Here is a 16,977-nt window from a genome sequence, read left to right as displayed (position 1 = left end):
GGACCGCCGCCGTTCGGTGGGGAAGCCGGTTCCCCGCACACGCCGCGCGGCGGCGGCGACCCGACTCCACGCACGGGGAAGGCGGTATCTTCGGGGGGAGTGGTGGGACGCCCCGGTTGCCCCGCGTCCACCCGACCCGCGTACGCCGTGTGCGCCGTGCGGGTACTTCCGACCGTCCCCCCGCACCGCGTCACCGGCGGGACGGCCACCTGGACCCGAGTCAGGAAACCGGTCAAGCGTTGCGTCGATTTGCCTCCGCGACGGTGGTCATGGCCTTCACCACCGCGCTGCTTCCGATACCGGCCACGTCCGCGAACGCGGAGCCCGAAGGGGCGGCCGATCCGCTCGTCGTCGAGCGCGTCACACCGGACGCGGCCGACGAGGACAGCACCCTGCGGGTCACCGGCGAGGTGACCAACACCACCTCCGAGGCCCTGAGCGACGTCAGCGTGCGGCTCAGCTACTCGCGGCACCCCTTCAGCGACCGCGGCGAGCTGGACGAGTTCGCCACGGGCGAGGGCTGGCAGCCCGACGCGCCGGGACCCGACGAGGAGGTCACCGCGGAGCTGGCCCCCGAGGCCAGCGCCGAGTACTCCCTGAGCGCGCCGGTCGAGGACCTGGGCCTGGACTCCTACGGCGTGTACCCGCTGGTCGTCGAGGCCGTGGACGGGGACGGTCGGGTCATCGGCTCCCAGTACACCTTCCTTCCCTACACGGGCGGGGGGGACGACGTCCCCTCCGTCGACATCGCCTGGGTGTGGCCGCTGATGGCGCCGCCCCAGCGCGCGGACGAGAACACCTTCCTCGACGACGGCCTGCACTCGTCGGTCACCGCCGACGGCCGCCTGGGCCGCCTGCTGGCCGCGGGGGCGCAGGCGCCGGTGTCCTTCGAGGCCGGGGAGGAGGACCTGGTCGAGCTGCTGGGCCTGGACGAGGAGTCCGCGGAGCCCTCCGAGGGCACCGCCACCGCGGAGGAGACCGCGGAGGCCCTCCCCACGGAGGAGGCCACCGGCGAGGGCGCGGAGGAGGCGGAGGACGAGGACGGGTCCGCCGAGGAGACCACCGAGCGCACCGAGGGGGTGCCGGTCACCTGGGCCGTGGACCCCGGCACGCTCGACGACATCCTGCGCATGGCCTCCTCCGGGCACTCGGTCGTGGAGGACCCCCTCGCCGTGCCCGCCGGGTCCGACCCCGTGCGCAACGACGCGGAGGCCAACGAGGCGGCCCAGGTGTGGCTGCGCGAGGCCCGCCGCCTACTGGCCGCCGACAACGTCGTCGCCACCCCCTACGCCCGGGCCGATCTGGCCGCCCTGCTGCGGCACGACACGGGCTCAGACGCCGAGGCGGCCCTGAGGGTCGGCCAGGAGGCGGTCCTGCGCGCACTGGGGACGGAGGCCGACGAGACCTTCGCCCTGCCCCCGAACGGTCTGATGGACCGCGGCGTCTACCAGCTGCTCGCCTCGCACGGCGCGACCCGCTTCCTGCTGGACGAGAGCGCCCTGCCCGCCGCGTCCTGGCTGTCCGCGACCCCCACCGCGCAGGCCCCGCTGCCCGCGCCGGAGGAGGAGACCTCGGAGGAGCCGTTCGCGCTGGTCGCCGACGAGGGCATCACCGACGTGCTGTCCATGCCCACCGGGGAGCCGGGCCAGTCCGAGCTCGCCCTCCAGCGCTTCGCCGCCGAGACCGCGATGATCGCGGGCGAGAACGCCGGGGGCGACCGGGTGGTCGTCGCCTCGCCGGAGTCCGACTGGAACCCCGGAGCCGAGTTCGCCCAGGGCGTGCTGGCCGCCTCCGAGGACCTGCCGTGGCTGTCCCCGCAGAGGCTGGACGAGGTCGAACCGCCCGACGCCGGTGAGCACGAGCAGACCCGCCGGTCCCTGACCTACCCCGACAGCGCGCGCGGGGAGGAGCTCAGCTCCACCTACCTGGAGCTGGTCGAGGACGTGAGCCGGGACGTGCGCCTGTTCAACAGCGTCCTGGTCGGCGACAGCGACCCGTTCCGCCCGGCGCTGCTGCGCCTGGAGTCGGTGTACTGGCGTGAGGAGGAGGCCATGGCGGGCGCCGCACGCTCCCTGGTCGCCCAGGACGTGCAGGACCGCATGAACGACGTGCGGGTCATCCCCGGCGAGCCGGTCACCCTGGCCAGCCGGACCGGCACCACCGGCGTCCTGGTCGCCAACGACCTGGAGGAGGAGACCGTCTTCGTGAACCTGTCGGTCTTCTCCGAGAACTCCGACCGTCTGAGCGTCGGCGAGTACAACCACTCCTTCGAGCTGGAGCCGGGCACCAGGACCACGGTCTACATTCCGCTGTCGGCCCGGGTCAACGGCCGCACCGTCCTCAACGTGGGCCTGCAGAACTCCGAGGGCGAGCCGATCAGCAGCCAGGACGTCGAGATCCCGGTGAACGCCACCGGCCTGGGCACCCAGGCGCTGGCCATCAGCGGTATCGGCCTGCTGATCCTCGTCGCGGCCCTGGCCCCCCGCGCGCTGCGCAAGTGGGTCCGCAGCAAGGCCGCCGCCGGAACCGCCGAGGCCTCCGGGACCGCGGGAACCGCCGCCGGGACGGACCGGGACGGCGCGAACACAGCGGACCCCGCGGACGTCCCACGCTCGGAGGGAACGTCCTCCGAGGACGCGTCCGAGGGCGACCCCTCCCCGGTGGACCGGGACACCGCCTCCGACTCGGACGGGGGCCCCTCCCCGTCGGAGGACGCCTCCCCGCCCGAGGGAGCGGGCGGGGACGAGGACGCCGAACGGCCGGAGGACCCCTCCGGCCCCGAGGAGGCCGACTCCCCGGCCGCGGCGCAGGGCGGCGCGGAGCGGGGCCGCGAGGGCACGGGAACGTGACCCAGCGGTTCCGGAGAGGGTGACATGGCTCCCTACCGACAGGACGCCATGTCGACACACCCGCACGTCTCCATGTCGGCGCACGCGGTCCGCACCCGCGTGGCCGACCCGCGGACGCCGGACCACGGCGCCGCGGCCGGACATTCCCCAGTCGGACGAAAGGAAGCCTGATCCACGGTGGTCACCGACTCTTCGAACGGCGGCGGAAAACACCGCCGACGCCCCCAGCCGCAAACGCCGCTCCCGAGCGCGGTCCGCCCCGAGAGCGGCCCCGCTCCCACCTTCGAGGAGGGCGAGGTGCCGGGTCCCGTCAGCGACTCCGGACCCGCCCCCGGGGGCGGGTCCGGAGGGGACTCCGGCGGCGGCTCCGACCAGGGCGGGGACACCGGGTCGGGCGGCGGCGGCATGATGCGCTCCAGCGCCATCATGGCCGTGGGCACCCTGGCCTCCCGGATCACCGGCTTCGCCCGCACCATCGTGCTCGGCGCCGCGATCGGCACCCACCTGCTCGGTGACGCCTACCACACGGCGCACACGATCCCCTTCATCCTCAACGACCTGCTCATCGGCGGGCTGATGGCCAGCGTCATCATCCCGTTCCTGGTCAAGCGGCGTAAGCGTGACGCGGACGGCGGCAAGGCCACCGAGGACCGCCTGTTCACCACCACGCTGCTGGCGCTGCTGCTGCTCACCGCGGTCGCGATCGCGGCCGCCGAGCTCCTCATCTGGCTGTACGGCTCCCGGTTCACGCCGGTCCAGTTCGACGCCTCGGTCTACCTCGCGCGGTACCTGCTGGCGCAGATCTTCTTCGTGGGCATGAGCGGCCTGCTGAGCGCCATGCTCAACACCCGGGGCAGGTTCGGCGCGGCCGTGTGGGCCCCGGTGCTGAACAACCTCGTCATCATGAGCGTGGCGGGCGTGTTCCTGTGGGTGGCCGGTCCGGGCCGCACGCCCGAGACCGTCACCGACGGCCAGTTGACCCTGCTGGGCGCGGGCACCGCTGGCGGTATGGCGCTCCAGGCGGTGGTGCTGTTCGTGGCCCTGTCCCGCACCGGCTACCGCTGGCGCCCCCGCCTGGACCTGCGCGGCTCCGGGCTCGGCGAGGCCGTGCGCACCGCCGGGTGGATGATGCTCTACACCCTGCTCACCCAGGCCGGGCTGTGGATCACCACCAACATCGCCAACGCCGCGAACGTGGCGAGCATCAGGGAGGGCCTGGACGTCGGCGCGGGCATCAGCGCCTACAACCTGGCGTACCAGCTCTTCCAGCTGCCGTACGCGATCATCGCGGTCTCCCTCATCACCGTGCTGCTGCCCCGGATGAGCGCCCACGCCGACGACCACGACTGGGACGCCGTCCGCGCGGACTTCTCCCGCACCCTGCGCGTGTCCGCGTTCGTGCTGGTGCCGACCGCCTTCGCGGTGGCGATGTTCGCCGAGCCGCTGTCCGTCCTGGCCTTCGCGCGCGGGTCCATCTCGGTGGACGACGCGGAGAGCATCGGCCAGATCCTCGCGGTCATGTCGCTGGGCCTGGTGCCCTTCACCGTGTTCCAGCTCATGCTGCGCGTGTTCTTCGCCATGGGCGACACCCGCACCCCCGCCATGATCGGCATCGCCAACCTGGCCGTGCACAGCGCCCTGGCGCTGACGTCCTACCTGGTGCTTCCGCCGAACCTGGTGGTCGTGGGCGTGGCCGCGGGCTTCATGGTCTCGTTCCTGTCCGGTCTGACCATCGCCGGAATCGTGCTGAGCCGGCGCATCGGGGGGCTTGACGGCAAGCACGTCATTGGCACATTGTTGCGCCTGCACCTGGCCGTCGTCCCGAGTATCGCGGCCGGCCTCGGTGTGCTCTGGGCCTTCGACACCTACGTGGGCCCCGGTCTGGCCGCCTACGTCGGTGCCCCGGCCGCCGGATGCGTCCTGGGCGCGCTGCTCTTCCTGGGGTGCGCGCGGCTGCTGCGCGTCCCGGAGCTGACCGGGGCCGTGGAACTGGTTCGCGCCCGGCTGCGTCGTTGATGCCGTGACCCCCCTCCCCCGGCCCTGACCCGCCGAGGCCCCGAAGCCGCCCGAACGAGAGTGAAGGACAGCACGACGGTGTCCAGCGACCTGCCTCAGCGGACGTCCCCCGGGGACGCCGATCCTCCCGACGGGGCCAGACCCCGGCGGCGGCCCGCCATGGTGATGCCGGAGGACGTGCTCGACACCTACGAGCGCGAGGAGCCGGGCACCGAGCCCGAGACCGGACTGCGCACGCTCCGGGACCCGAGCGACATCGGCGACGTGGGTACCGCCGACCGCCTGGAGGACGGCGACGAGATCGGCGGTACCTCCCACACGGCGCCGGGCAACCTCGCCCGGTCGAGCGCGATCATGGCGCTGGGCACCATCGTCTCCCGTGTCACCGGGTTCGTGCGCACCATCATCCTGGCGGCGGCGATCGGCACCCAGCTGCTGGGCGACGCCTACCAGACGGCGGGCATGGTCCCGTACATGATCTACGACCTGCTCATCGGCGGGTTGCTGGCCAGCGTGTTCGTGCCGTTCCTGGTCAAGCGGCGCAAGCTGGACGCCGACGGGGGCAACGGCGTCGAGCAGCGCCTGGTCACCCTGATGCTGCTGGTGCTGTTCGCCCTCACCCTGGTGTCGGTGCTGGTCGCGGAGTGGTTCATCCGCATCTACGCGGGCGGCTTCTCCGGGGCCCAGTACGAGGTCTCGGTCGTCCTGGCCCGGTACCTGGTCACGCAGATCTTCTTCATCGGCGCGAGCGGGCTGGCCAGCGCGATGCTCAACGCGCGCAACAGGTTCGGCGCTCCCATGTGGGCGCCGGTGCTGAACAACCTGGTCATCATCGGCGTCTGCGTGTGGTTCCTGAACCTCGCCGGCCCGGGGCGCACCCCCGAGACCGTCACCGACGGCCAGCTGATGCTGCTGGGGCTGGGCACCGCCCTGGGGCAGGTGGTCCAGGCCGCCGTCCTGGTGTGGGCGCTGGCCGCGGCGGGCTTCCGATGGCGCCCGCGCCTGGACCTGCGGGGCTCGGGCCTGGGCGAGGCGGCCGGAGCCGCCTCGTGGATGATGCTCTACATCGTCGTCGCGCAGGTGGGGGCGCTGGTCTCCACCAACGTGGCCACCCGCGCGGGCGCCCTGGCCGCCGAGGCGGGTTTCGACTCCGGCGCGGGCATCGCGGCGTACAAGTTCGCGTCGATGCTCTTCCAGCTCCCGTACGCGGTCATCGCGGTCTCGGTGATCACCGCGCTGCTGCCCAGGATGAGCGAGCACGTCGCCGCGGGCCGCAAGGACCAGGTGCGCAGCGACTTCTCGCGCGGCTTCCGGCTGTCCTCGGTGCTGATCGCGCCGCTCTCGGTCGCGATGATCGTCTTCGCGATCCCGTTCTGCGTGCTGATCTACGCGCAGGGCAGCACGAGCGCGGAGGACGCGGCCGCGATCGGGCGCATCCTCATGGTCTTCTGCGTGATGCTGATCCCGTTCACGCTCTTCCAGCTCCAGATGCGCGTGTTCTACGCTCTGGGCGACACCCGGACCCCGGCCCTGGTGTCGATCCCCTCCGAGATCGCCCACGCGGCCACGGCGATCGGCCTGCTGTTCCTTGTGGAACCGCAGCACGTCGTGGTGTGGCTTCCCGTACCGTACGGCCTGTACTACATCGTCGGCTCCGTCGTCATGTGGTGCATGCTGCACCGGCGGCTCAACGGCCTGGACGGGCGCCGGACAGCGGCCACGCTGTTCCGGCTGCACCTGGCCGCCGTCCCGTCGGCGGCCTTCGGGGTGGCGATGATCTACCTCTTCCGGGACCTGCCGGGCGAGGTCTGGCCGGGTCTGGCGGCGATGGCGGCGGGAGGCGTCGTCGGAGCCGTGCTGTTCGTGGTGACCGCAAAGCTCCTCAAAGTGACAGAAGTCACATCCTTCCTCGATTTGCTCAAAACCCGGTTGCGACGCCGCTGATCACCAGGAATAGCTGAGATTGAGCGGACCCGCTCCGTTACGCACCGGAAGGTGGCCGAGTATCCGTTGTCCTCCGAAGATGCTGTTCACGCGTCCTAGCATGGACAGGCATCGCTTTACCGCTACCGCATTGTTCAACCGAACTGCCCGAAGGGAGGCTGGGGACAGCAGGCAGGGCCGACGGACCCCTCGCGCGCACCCCGTACCGCTCCGGTCCGCAGACGGCCAGGGAGCGCGGACGCACGCGAAACCACGGCACTGGCACCCGTCACTCCCATCATGAGCACCTTCCTCATCGAACCCGGTGCGAAGCTGGCCAACCGCTACCGCCTAGACCAAGTGGTGAGCGAGACCGGCGGCGCCACACGCTGGAAGGCCACCGACGAGACGCTCGCGCGTCCCGTGGCGGTGTGGACCTTCGCCGAGGGCTTCCCGCGCACCTCCGAGGTCGTGCGCGCCGCCCGGGCCACGAGCCGCATTCCCGACGCCCGCGTCACGCAGGTCTTCGACGCCGACGACTCCTCCCCCGTCCCCTACGTGGTCGAGGAGTGGGTCATCGGCTCCTCCCTGGCCGACCTCCTCGCGCAGGGCCCCATGGAGCCCGAGCGCGCCGCCGGACTGGTCGCCGAGGCCGCCGAGGCGATCGCCGCCGCGCACGCCGGAGGCCTGCACCACCTGTGCCTGACGCCGAGCAAGCTCATGTGGAGCAGCGGCGGCGCGGTCAAGGTGACCGGCATCGGTGTGGACGCCGCCCTGCTGGGCGCCGGCAACCCCGACCCCGCGGCCACCGACGCCCAGGGGCTGGGCAACCTGCTCTACGCGGCGCTCACCGGGCACTGGCCCGGCGGCCCGCAGAGCGGCCTGCCCGCCGCACCCGAGGGCCCCGCGGGCCCCTACCCTCCCCACCACATCCGACAGGGCGTCACCGAGCCCCTGGGCACCATCACCACGCGCGCCGCCCTGCCGCAGCTCGCGGGGCAGCTGGTGCCCGGACCGCCCATCGCCTCGCCGGCCGACTTCTGCGCGGCCATGGCCGAGGTGCCCAGGCTCATCCCCCTGCCCGTCACCCAGGCCGAGTCGGCCCCGCCCGTGCCCGGGACCTCCCGGCGCACCGGCGAGTTCGACAGCACCGGCCCGCGCCGAAGCCCACGGGGTACCCGCGGCGGGGCCGCGGGCGCACGGGACGACCAGGAGGCCCGCCACGGTTCCGTCGGACGGACGAGCTCCGCCTCGCGGGGCGGCGCCTCCGTCCGGGGCGGCTCCGAGGTGCGTGAACGGCAGGGTCCCTCCCGGATGGAGCAGCGGACCGCGCGCACGCAGCCCTCGCTCCGCAAGATCCTGGTCGGCGTGGCGGCCCTGGTGCTGTTCGCCGGTGTGGTCGTCGGCGCCTGGACGGTCGGGACGATGTTCAGCGCGGGCGGAGGCGAGGAGGCCCCGCCCGAGGGCGGCGGCGGCCAGGCCTCGGACGGCGGCGGGGAGGTGGAGCTGAGCCCGCTGGAGATCCAGGGGTCACGCGGCCTCAACCCGCACGGCAACACCGACGAGCACTCGGACAAGGCGGGCCGCGCCCACGACGGGGACACCGCCACCGAGTGGAACACCCAGGGCTACAGGGACCCGCTCAGCGACATCAAGCCCGGCGTCGGACTCCAGCTCGACCTCGGCGCCGTCCGCGAGGTCCACGAGGTCGACCTCAACCTCGGCGGCAGCGGCTACGAGTTCCAGATCCTGGCCGGCGAGACCGACTCGGACAGCGAGGACGGTTACGAGGTCGTCGGGGCGGGCGAGGGCGGATCCCAGGTCGTCACCCTCGACGAACCGGTCGAGGCACGCTACGTCGTGGTCTGGTTCACCGAGCTGGCCGGGTCCGGCGAGTGGAGGGGGACGGTCTACGAGGCCGAGGTACGGGGCGTCGAGTAGCGGGGTACGTGATCGGGTACTGATGGACGCGGTCCAGGAGCTTCCTGACCGGGAGCTGTTGACGAGGCACGCTCAGGGCGACGACCAGGCCTTCGCGGTCCTGGTGCGTCGGCACCGCGAGCGCCTTTGGGCTGTCGCCGTGCGCATGATGGGAGACCGCGAGGAGGCCTCCGACGCCCTCCAGGACGCGTTCCTGTCCGCGTTCCGCGCCGCCGACCGCTTCCGCGGCGAGGCGCAGGTGAGCACGTGGCTGCACCGGATCGTGGTGAACGCCTGCCACGACCGGTTGCGCCGCCGCAAGGTGCGACCGGCCACCCCGACCGAGGACGAGACCCTGGACGTCATGTCCAACGACCGGCTCGGCCGTACGGGAGGGGGCCCGGACCACGCCTCGCAGACCGAGACGCGCCTGGACGTCAACGCCGCGCTGGACCTGCTCCCGCTGGACCAGCGCATGGCGCTGACCCTCGTGGACATGCTCGGCTACCGGGTGGAGGAGGCCGCGCAGATCCTCGACGTGGCGTCGGGGACGGTCAAGAGCAGGTGTGCGCGAGGTCGCGCCAGACTTCTCCCGTCGCTGGCCCATCTGAGGAACCCTCGACAGGCCGGAGACGTCACAACTGGGAGAGGAGGTGCCAACCCATCGTGACGTCCCATCCAGACGTGGAGGCACTCGCCTTCTTCGCCGAGGAGCTCCTGGAGCCCGACGAGGAACGCACCGTCGCAGTCCACATAGACACCTGCGCGACCTGCGCGGCGACCCTGGGGGAGCTCACCGGGGTGGCCGAGGCGCTGGCCGCCGCACCGGTTCCCGCCCTGCCCCGGGACGTGGCCGACCTCCTCGACCAGCGCGTCGCGGAGGCGGTGCGCGAGCGCGCGGCGGGCGCTCCCGCCGGCGCGGGCGCCGCGCCGGGCCCCGAACCGTCGTCGGCCGGGAGCGACCCGGTGTCCGGCGGCGCCACGGTGACCCCTATCACACGCCGCCCCCGGGCCGGGCGGAGGTTCAGCGCGCCCCGGCTGATGATGCTGGCCGCCGCCGCGGCGATCGTCGTGGGAGGCGGCGGCGCGGCCCTGTTCAACGGCGTGCTCACGCCGGGAGGCCAGGACGGGGAGAGCGGCGTCGCGGCCCCGCTGGCGGAGAACGGCTCGGAGAACGCCCCGGACACGGCGCAGTCCTACATGCCGCAGGTGGTGCGGAGCGAGACCGTCTACACCGAGGCGTCCCTGCCCGAGCAGGCCGCCCGGACGCTCGACCTGTCCCCCGTGGGCGGACCGCCCGGAGCCGGGGGCGACGGCGGGGCCGACGGAAGCGCGGAGACCGGTCCCCTGGCCGTCGAGGCGGCGCCCCCCGGCGTGCAGGAGTGCGTGGTGCTCCTCGGCGAGGAGTTCGGCGGGCACTTCACCCTGGTCGACGACGCCCACTACGGCGACGGGGACTCCCCCGCGTGGGTGCTGTTCTCCCCTCGGGGAGAGCGGTTCGAGGTGTACGTGGTCGACCCGGCCTGCGGGCGGGGCGGCGGCTCCGGGCCGAAGGTCCTCGACCAGGAGACCGTGGCGGCTCCCTGAGCGCTCCGGGGCCGCCCGTGCTCCGCGTCGCCTTGACGCCTTGTCTCCTTGGCGGCGTGTCGACATGTCGCCGAAGCGGGACGGGAGCGGGGTCCGCCCGCCGCCCACGGGTGCGCGCTCACCGGCCGGGGCGGACCAGGCCCGTCTCGTAGGCGGCCACCACCAGGCCGACCCGGTCGCGGACCCCGAGCTTGGCCAGGACGCGGCCCACGTGGGTGCGCGCGGTCGCCGGGCTCAGGTGCAGCTCGGCGCCGATCTCCTGGTTCGACATGCCTCGGCCGACCAGCGCGAGCACGTCGCGCTCCCGGTCGGTGAGCACGTCCAGCCGGGAGGCGCTCCCGGGATCGGCCGCGGTGGCGGCGAGGCGCTCGATCACCCTCCGGGTGACGCCCGGGGAGAGCAGCGCGTCCCCCGCCGCCACCGTGCGGACCGCGTCCCGCAGCTGCCGCGGACCGGCGTCCTTGAGCAGGAAGCCGGAGGCGCCCAGCCTCAGCGCCGTGAACACGTTGTCGTCCTCGCCGAACGTGGTGAGCACGACCACCCGGACCCCGCCGACCGTCGACGTGTCGACATGTGCCCCTGTGGACCTGTCGATCCCGGGCGCCGGGCCGCCGCGGCGGCGCTCCAGCTCGCGGAGTACCGCCAGGCCGTCCATCGCGGGCATCTGGAGGTCGAGCAGGACCACGTCGGGACGGTGGCGGCCGATGTCCACGAGCGCCTCGCGGCCGTTCTCGGACTCGGCCACCACCTCGATCCCCTCGTCGCGCTCCAGCAGCGCGCGCACCCCGGTGCGCACGAGGGGCTGGTCGTCCACGAGCAGGACCCGGATCACCGGTCGCCCCCGATCGGCAGCAGCGCGCGCACCCCGAACCCTCCGGAGGGGCGGGGCGCCGCCTCCACCGTCCCGCCGACCAGGCGCACCCGTTCGCGCATCCCCGCCAGCCCGCTGCCCTCCGTGGACCGGGCCGGTGCGGCCGTCCCCTCGTCGGTCACCGTCACGTCGAGCATCCCGTCCCTCCTGGAGAATGCCACCCTCGCCCGAGGGGCACGCGAGTGGCGCAGCGTGTTCGTCAGCGCCTCCTGGACGATCCGGTAGGCGGTCGCCTCCACCATCCCCGGCACCTCACCGGGAGCGGGCACTCCGGTCACCTCCACGTCCACCCCGGCCGCGCGCACCGTCGCCACCAGTTCGTCCAGGTGCGCGAGGGAGGAGACCCGGTCGTCTCCCGGGTCGGCCTCGCGCAGCGCGCGCACGGTGGCGCGCAACTCGCTCAGGCCCGCCCGCGACGCCCGCGCCACGTGGTCCAGCTCGGCGCGCGCGAGGGACACGTCCGCCGGGTCGTCCCCCAGGGCCTCCGCGGCCACCGCCGCGTGCAGGGACACCACGGAGAGGTGGTGCCCCACGGCGTCGTGCAGGTCGCGGGCGATGCGGGTGCGTTCGAGCGCCAGGCGCTCGGCCGCCTCGGACTCGCGCGCCCGCCTGTCGAGGACCTCGATCCGCACGCGCTGGTGCTCGGCCCGGCGCCGCTGCCACCGCGCGTGGCCCAGGGCCGTGGCAGCGCCCATGACCGCCACCGTGGTGGGCAGCTCATACCCCAGGAGGTAGGCGGGGTCCTGCCCCTCCTGCAACCGGACGAGGGTGGAGACCAGGACCAGTGCGGAGGCCAGGCCCACCGACCACAGGGTGCGGCCCGCCTCCGCCGCCGAGTACAGCGCGGCGGCCACCGGGACGGCCAGACCGATGACGGGCAGCTGGAGCACGTAGTTGGCGACGACCAGGACCGAGGTGGCCGCCAGGACCGCGACCGGCCAGCGGCGCCGGACCAGCATGAGTGCGCCGAGCACGGCGGCCACCCCGTACCCCGGCGACAGGTTTCCCGTGTCGCTGACGTCGGAGGCGACCGCGATCGCCACCACGGCGAAGACGGCGAACCCGAAGAGCGCGTCGACCACGACGCCCCGGCGGTCACTGGGCATGCGGCGATTCTACGGACCCGGCCCCGGACCGGCGCGGGACCGCAGGACCGCGCCGCTACGCGTCCGGGCGTAGGCCGCCGGGGACGCGGCGCGTAGCCGACCGGCTTCGTCGCCGCCTTGGCCCTGAACGCCCCGTGGGGGCTCGTGGCGGGTGTGATCACCCTGGGAGTGCGCTGGGCCCTGGACGGCGGCCAACGGGGATCCTGGGGGCTTTCCGGACCCTACCCGGGGTCGCGCCGCGGAGACCGTCGCCCACGGCCGCCCACCGCTCCGCGGCGGCCGGGGATCCCCACCGCCGCGTGGGCGGCCTCCTCCACCGGGGCCCCGGGAGGTGCGCGGCGGGCTCCGTCCGACATACCCCACCCCCGTAACCTGGGGCGATGTCCCGAAGGGAATGCCCTGCGCCTACCATCGGTTGTGCTAACCATCTTCCCCTGAGGTCACACGGCGTGGCCAGGGCAGCGACTGTGTGAAGGGCCAACGAGCGTGAGTGACGTCCGCAATGTCATCATCATCGGTTCCGGACCGGCGGGGTACACCGCCGCCGTGTACGCCGCCCGTGCCGAACTGCGACCCCTGGTGTTCGAGGGTTCCATCACCGCCGGCGGCGCGCTGATGAACACCACCGAGGTCGAGAACTTCCCCGGCTTCCCCGACGGTGTCATGGGCCCCGACCTCATGGACCACATGCGCAAGCAGGCGGAGCGGTTCGGCGCCGAACTGGTGCCGGAGGACGTCACCGCCGTCGACCTGACCAAGCCGGTCAAGGAGGTCGTCGCGGGCGGTGAGACCTTCCTCGCCCACACGGTCATCCTCGCCACCGGCTCCGGCTACCGCGAGCTGGGCGTCCCCGGTGAGAAGGAGCTGTCCGGGCGCGGCACCTCCTGGTGCGCCACCTGCGACGGCTTCTTCTTCCGCGACCAGGACATCGCGGTGGTCGGCGGTGGCGACACCGCCATGGAGGAGGCCCTGTTCCTCACCCGGTTCGCGAGGTCGGTGACCGTCATCCACCGCCGCGACCAGCTGCGCGCCAGCCGCATCATGGCCGAGCGCGCGCACGCCAACGACAAGATCACCTTCCTCTGGAACTCGGCGGTCACCGAGGTCCTGGGCGAGGAGCGCGTCTCCGGTGTCAAGGTGCTCGACACCCAGACCGGCGAGACCAGCACCCTGGACGTGACCGGGCTGTTCGTCGCGATCGGCCACGACCCGCGTGTGGAGCTGTTCGACAAGCAGGTCGAGCTCGACGAGGAGGGCTACGTCAAGGTGGACTTCCCGTCCACGCGGACGAACCTGGAGGGTGTCTTCGCCGCGGGCGACGTCGTCGACCACCAGTACCGCCAGGCGATCACCGCCGCGGGGACCGGCTGCTCCGCCTCCCTGGACGCCGAGCGCTACCTCGCCGCGCGCGGCAACTAGAGGCGGCCCCGGCCGCCGGCCGGGGCGGGCCCCGGCCCGCGACCACCGGCTCCCTCCCTCCGCCCCCCTGCCCCGGATCCTTCGAACCAAGGAGAACCATGTCCGCTGTCAAGCACGTCACCGACGCCACCTTCAAGGAGGAGGTCCTCTCCAGCGACAAGCCCGTCCTGGTGGACTTCTGGGCCGACTGGTGCGGCCCGTGCAAGCAGATGGCCCCGGTCCTGGACAAGCTGGCCGAGGAGTACGGCGACAAGATCGAGGTCGTCAAGATCAACACCGACAAGAACCCTGAGACACCGCGCTCGTACAACGTGCTGTCCCTGCCGACGATGAACCTCTACAAGGACGGCGAGGTCGTCAAGCAGATCATCGGCGCCAAGCCCAAGCGCCTCCTGGAGAAGGAGCTCGCGGAGTTCCTGTAACCCGGAACCCGCACCGCGGGCCCTCCCGCGGCCGGCACGGAGAAGGACCCCCGAGATCCCTGGGATCCGGGGGTCCTTCGCTGTACCGGGACCCTCCTCGGCGGTGTTTCACGTGAAACATCGCCGAGGAGGGGGTCAGCCCATCTGGCTGATGATGCGCTCCAGGTCCTCGTGCGTCGCGAACTCCACGACGATCCTGCCCTTGCGCCTGCCCATGTTGACCTTCACCGTGGTGTCCAGGCGGTCGGAGAGGCGGGACGCCCACTCCTCGACCTGGGGAGGGTTGGCGGTCCGGATGGGGGCGCGTCGGACCTTCTCCTCCTCGGGCTCCTCCCGCAGGGCGACCATCTCCTCCAGGGAGCGGACCGAGATGCCCTCCTCCACCACCCGGGCGGCCAACCGGTCCTGGAGGTCGGGGTCCTCGACCTTCAGCAGCGTCCGCGCGTGCCCGGCGCTGAGCACGCCCGCGGCCACACGCGTCTGCACCTTCGGCGGGAGGGTCAGCAGCCGCAGGGTGTTGGTGATGTGCGAGCGGGACCGGCCGATCCGCTGGGCCAGCTCCCCGTGGGTGGCGCCGAAGTCGTCCAGCAGCTGCTTGTAGGCGGCCGCCTCCTCCAGGGGGGTGAGCTCCTGCCGGTGCAGGTTCTCCAGGAGCGCGTCGCGGAGCAGCTCGTCGTCGTCGGTGCTCCGGACGATGGCTGGGACGCGGGTGAGCCCCGCCTCCTTGCTGGCACGCATCCGGCGCTCGCCCATGATGAGCTCGTACCGGGGGCCGCCCTCACCCTCCAGCTTGCGCACGACGATGGGCTGGAGCAGACCTACCTCGCTGATCGAGTCCCGAAGCTCCTCCAGAGCCTGGTCGTCGAAGTACTTCCGCGGCTGTCGGGGGTTGGGGATGATCGAGCTGAGCTCGACCTCCTCCAGGTACGTCCCGTCGGGCAGGGCTTCCACCCGTGGCTCGACGGGCTGGGTCTCCTCCTCGGGGGCGGGGGCGGGGGCGGCAGGGGCCGCCGGCCCCTGCGGGATGAGTGCCCCCAGTCCCTTGCCCAGTCCGCGCCGCTGCTGGCTCACCGGCACCTCCACACTCCTCTTCCGCTTGTCAGACCTTGGCCCTGTGGGCGATCTCCCGGGCGGCTTCCAGGTAGGCCACCGCGCCGCTGGAAGCCGGGTCGTAGGTCATCACCGACTGGCCGTAACTGGGTGCCTCGGACACCCGGACGCTCCGGGGGATCAGCGTCTCCAGGACGGTGTCCTTGAAGTGCGAGCGCACCTCGTCGGCCACCTGCTGGGAGAGCCGGGTCCGGCCGTCGTACATCGTCAGCAGGATGGTGCTGACCGCCAGTCCCGGGTTCAGGTGGGACTGGACGAGCTCCACGTTGCGCAGCAACTGGCCCAGACCCTCCAGGGCGTAGTACTCGCACTGGATCGGGATCATGACCTCGTCGCACGCCACCATCGCGTTGACCGTCAGCAGGCCGAGCGAGGGCGGGCAGTCGATGAGGATGTAGTCCAGGTCCGAGGTGTCGTAGGCGGCGAAGGCCCGCTTGAGCCGGGCCTCGCGCGCGACGAGCGAGACCAGTTCGATCTCGGCGCCCGCCAGGTCGATGGTCGCGGGGGCGCACCACAGGTTGGGGATGCCCGGGACCGGCTGGGCGAGCTTGCGGATCTCCTCGTCCTCCACCAGGCAGTGGTAGATGGACCGGGTCTGGTTGTCGCGCTCCATGCTGAGGGCGGTGGACGCGTTGCCCTGCGGGTCGAGGTCGACCACGAGGACGCGCTGTCCGTGCATCGCCAGGGCGGCCGCGATGTTGACCGTCGTGGTGGTCTTGCCGACGCCGCCCTTCTGGTTGGCCACACTGATCACCCGGCATTCCTTGGGCCGGGGCCAGATGTCGTCGGGCCCGCGAACCGCCATGGCCTCATGGGCCGCACGGGCGAGCGGAGTGCCGGGAACCCCGGACGGCGTTTCACGTGAAACATCGAGCAGGTCTCCGTAGGAGGATGTTTCACGTGAAACACCGGGGTTGTCGGATGGGTTCACGAAGGAGTTCACCTCTTCCGTCCGCGCTTCTTCTTGCCGCCGCGCGCCTTCGACACGGGCGGACCACCGGTCACCGTGACGCGAACGACCGTGGTAGCGGGATCGACTTTACCCCGCCCCACCCTGATCACATCGCTAACGCTGGGCCGCAGTTTCGAAACGTCTTCCTCCGCGGCGGCCAGTTCGGCCTCCGCCTGCTCCCCCTTGAGCGCCAGCAGGCTGCCGCCCTCGCGCAGGAGGGGCAGGGACCAACCGGCGAGTCGGCTCAGGGGGGCGACCGCTCGGGCGGTGACGAAGTCGGTGTGGATCTTGCCGTGCGCCTCCTCGGCACGGCCGCGCCGCACCTCCACGTTGGGCAGATCCAGGAGTTCCACGGCCTCGTTGAGGAAGACCGTCCGGCGCAGCAGCGGCTCCAGCAGCACCATGCGGATGTCGGGGCGCAGCAGGCCGAGCACCAGGCCGGGCAGACCGGCTCCCGAACCGACGTCCACCACCTCCGCCCCCTCGGGAATCAACTCCTCCACGACCGCGCAGTTGATGAGGTGCCGCTCCCACAGGCGGGGGACCTCACGCGGCCCGATCAGCCCCCGGCGCACTCCGTCGTCGGCGAGCAGTTCGGCGTAGCGCCGCGCCGTCGGCAGGGAGGTGCCGAAGACCGCCTCCGCCTCCGCGGGGGGAGCGGGGAGCGCGGCGCCGGACTCCTCAGTGCCCGAGGTCATCGGTCACCACCTGTGAACTCGTCCATCATCACTTCCATGTCGGTTCGCCACGGCGTCCGCGCACACGGCGGACCGGTGGGCGAAGGGGGCGCGCAGCGGCGCGG

Annotated in this window: 13 protein-coding genes; 8 read left to right on the top strand and 5 right to left on the bottom strand. The window is 72.6% G+C overall.

The genetic code is table 11. From position 1 onward, the window contains the following. Positions 1-269: 269 nt before the first annotated feature. The 6 genes from HGB44_RS05455 (at position 270) to HGB44_RS05430 (ending at position 10,295) form a co-directional block, all read left to right on the top strand. Positions 270-2,849, top strand: coding sequence for a DUF6049 family protein (locus HGB44_RS05455; protein WP_061080807.1), 2,580 nt, complete (start codon positions 270-272; stop codon positions 2,847-2,849). 177 nt (positions 2,850-3,026) lie between these two features. Next, positions 3,027-4,865 (top strand): murein biosynthesis integral membrane protein MurJ, encoded by a 1,839-nt coding sequence (gene murJ / locus HGB44_RS05450; RefSeq protein WP_061080806.1) that lies wholly within the window; start codon positions 3,027-3,029, stop codon positions 4,863-4,865. 159 nt (positions 4,866-5,024) lie between these two features. Beyond that, positions 5,025-6,809, top strand: a complete 1,785-nt coding sequence (gene murJ / locus HGB44_RS05445) for a murein biosynthesis integral membrane protein MurJ (protein WP_061080842.1) — start codon at positions 5,025-5,027, stop codon at positions 6,807-6,809. Between the two features lie 279 nt (positions 6,810-7,088). Next, positions 7,089-8,729 carry a protein kinase family protein gene (locus HGB44_RS05440; protein WP_061080805.1) on the top strand — a complete coding sequence of 547 codons (1,641 nt, stop codon included), beginning with the start codon at positions 7,089-7,091 and terminating at the stop codon, positions 8,727-8,729. A gap of 22 nt (positions 8,730-8,751) precedes the next feature. Further along, complete coding sequence (sigM, locus tag HGB44_RS05435) at positions 8,752-9,378, top strand: RNA polymerase sigma factor SigM (RefSeq protein ID WP_061080804.1); 627 nt, start codon at positions 8,752-8,754, stop codon at positions 9,376-9,378. Next, complete coding sequence (locus HGB44_RS05430) at positions 9,375-10,295, top strand: hypothetical protein (RefSeq protein ID WP_231972445.1); 921 nt, start codon at positions 9,375-9,377, stop codon at positions 10,293-10,295. Before sigM ends, HGB44_RS05430 begins: the two co-directional genes overlap by 4 nt. A 118-nt stretch (positions 10,296-10,413) precedes the next feature. Here the strand turns inward: HGB44_RS05430 and HGB44_RS05425 are convergent, their stop codons facing one another. Together HGB44_RS05425 and HGB44_RS05420 are read right to left on the bottom strand one after the other, a co-directional pair. After that, entirely contained in the window at positions 10,414-11,127 is a 714-nt protein-coding gene (locus HGB44_RS05425; protein WP_061080802.1) for a response regulator, read from the bottom strand. After that, on the bottom strand, positions 11,124-12,272 hold the full coding sequence (locus tag HGB44_RS05420; RefSeq protein ID WP_061080801.1) for a sensor histidine kinase: 1,149 nt from the start codon (positions 12,270-12,272) through the stop codon (positions 11,124-11,126). Before HGB44_RS05420 ends, HGB44_RS05425 begins: the two co-directional genes overlap by 4 nt. A gap of 486 nt (positions 12,273-12,758) precedes the next feature. Between HGB44_RS05420 and trxB the strand changes: the two genes are divergently transcribed. Then, positions 12,759-13,691, top strand: a complete 933-nt coding sequence (gene trxB / locus HGB44_RS05415; protein WP_061080800.1) for a thioredoxin-disulfide reductase — start codon at positions 12,759-12,761, stop codon at positions 13,689-13,691. A gap of 98 nt (positions 13,692-13,789) precedes the next feature. Next, positions 13,790-14,113: a thioredoxin gene (trxA, locus tag HGB44_RS05410; protein ID WP_061080799.1), complete on the top strand. Its 324-nt coding sequence runs from the start codon at positions 13,790-13,792 to the stop codon at positions 14,111-14,113. A 135-nt stretch (positions 14,114-14,248) separates the two neighbouring features. Here trxA and HGB44_RS05405 read toward each other — a convergent pair whose 3' ends face one another. The 3 genes from HGB44_RS05405 to rsmG all read right to left on the bottom strand — a co-directional run bounded on the left by HGB44_RS05405 (position 14,249) and on the right by rsmG (position 16,873). Then, positions 14,249-15,184 (bottom strand): ParB/RepB/Spo0J family partition protein, encoded by a 936-nt coding sequence (locus HGB44_RS05405; protein WP_061080841.1) that lies wholly within the window; start codon positions 15,182-15,184, stop codon positions 14,249-14,251. A gap of 28 nt (positions 15,185-15,212) precedes the next feature. Next, positions 15,213-16,028, bottom strand: coding sequence for a ParA family protein (locus HGB44_RS05400; RefSeq protein ID WP_061080798.1), 816 nt, complete (start codon positions 16,026-16,028; stop codon positions 15,213-15,215). A gap of 134 nt (positions 16,029-16,162) precedes the next feature. Further along, the gene (rsmG, locus tag HGB44_RS05395; RefSeq protein ID WP_061080797.1) at positions 16,163-16,873 is read right to left on the bottom strand and encodes a 16S rRNA (guanine(527)-N(7))-methyltransferase RsmG; all 711 of its coding nucleotides are present in this window, start codon (positions 16,871-16,873) and stop codon (positions 16,163-16,165) included. Positions 16,874-16,977: the final 104 nt, after the last annotated feature.

It is taken from the genome of Nocardiopsis alborubida (assembly GCF_012396365.1).
GTDB classification, from domain to species: domain Bacteria; phylum Actinomycetota; class Actinomycetes; order Streptosporangiales; family Streptosporangiaceae; genus Nocardiopsis; species Nocardiopsis alborubida.
Note: the sequence above shows the minus strand (reverse complement) of the source record. Positions and strands in the feature narration are given on the sequence as shown.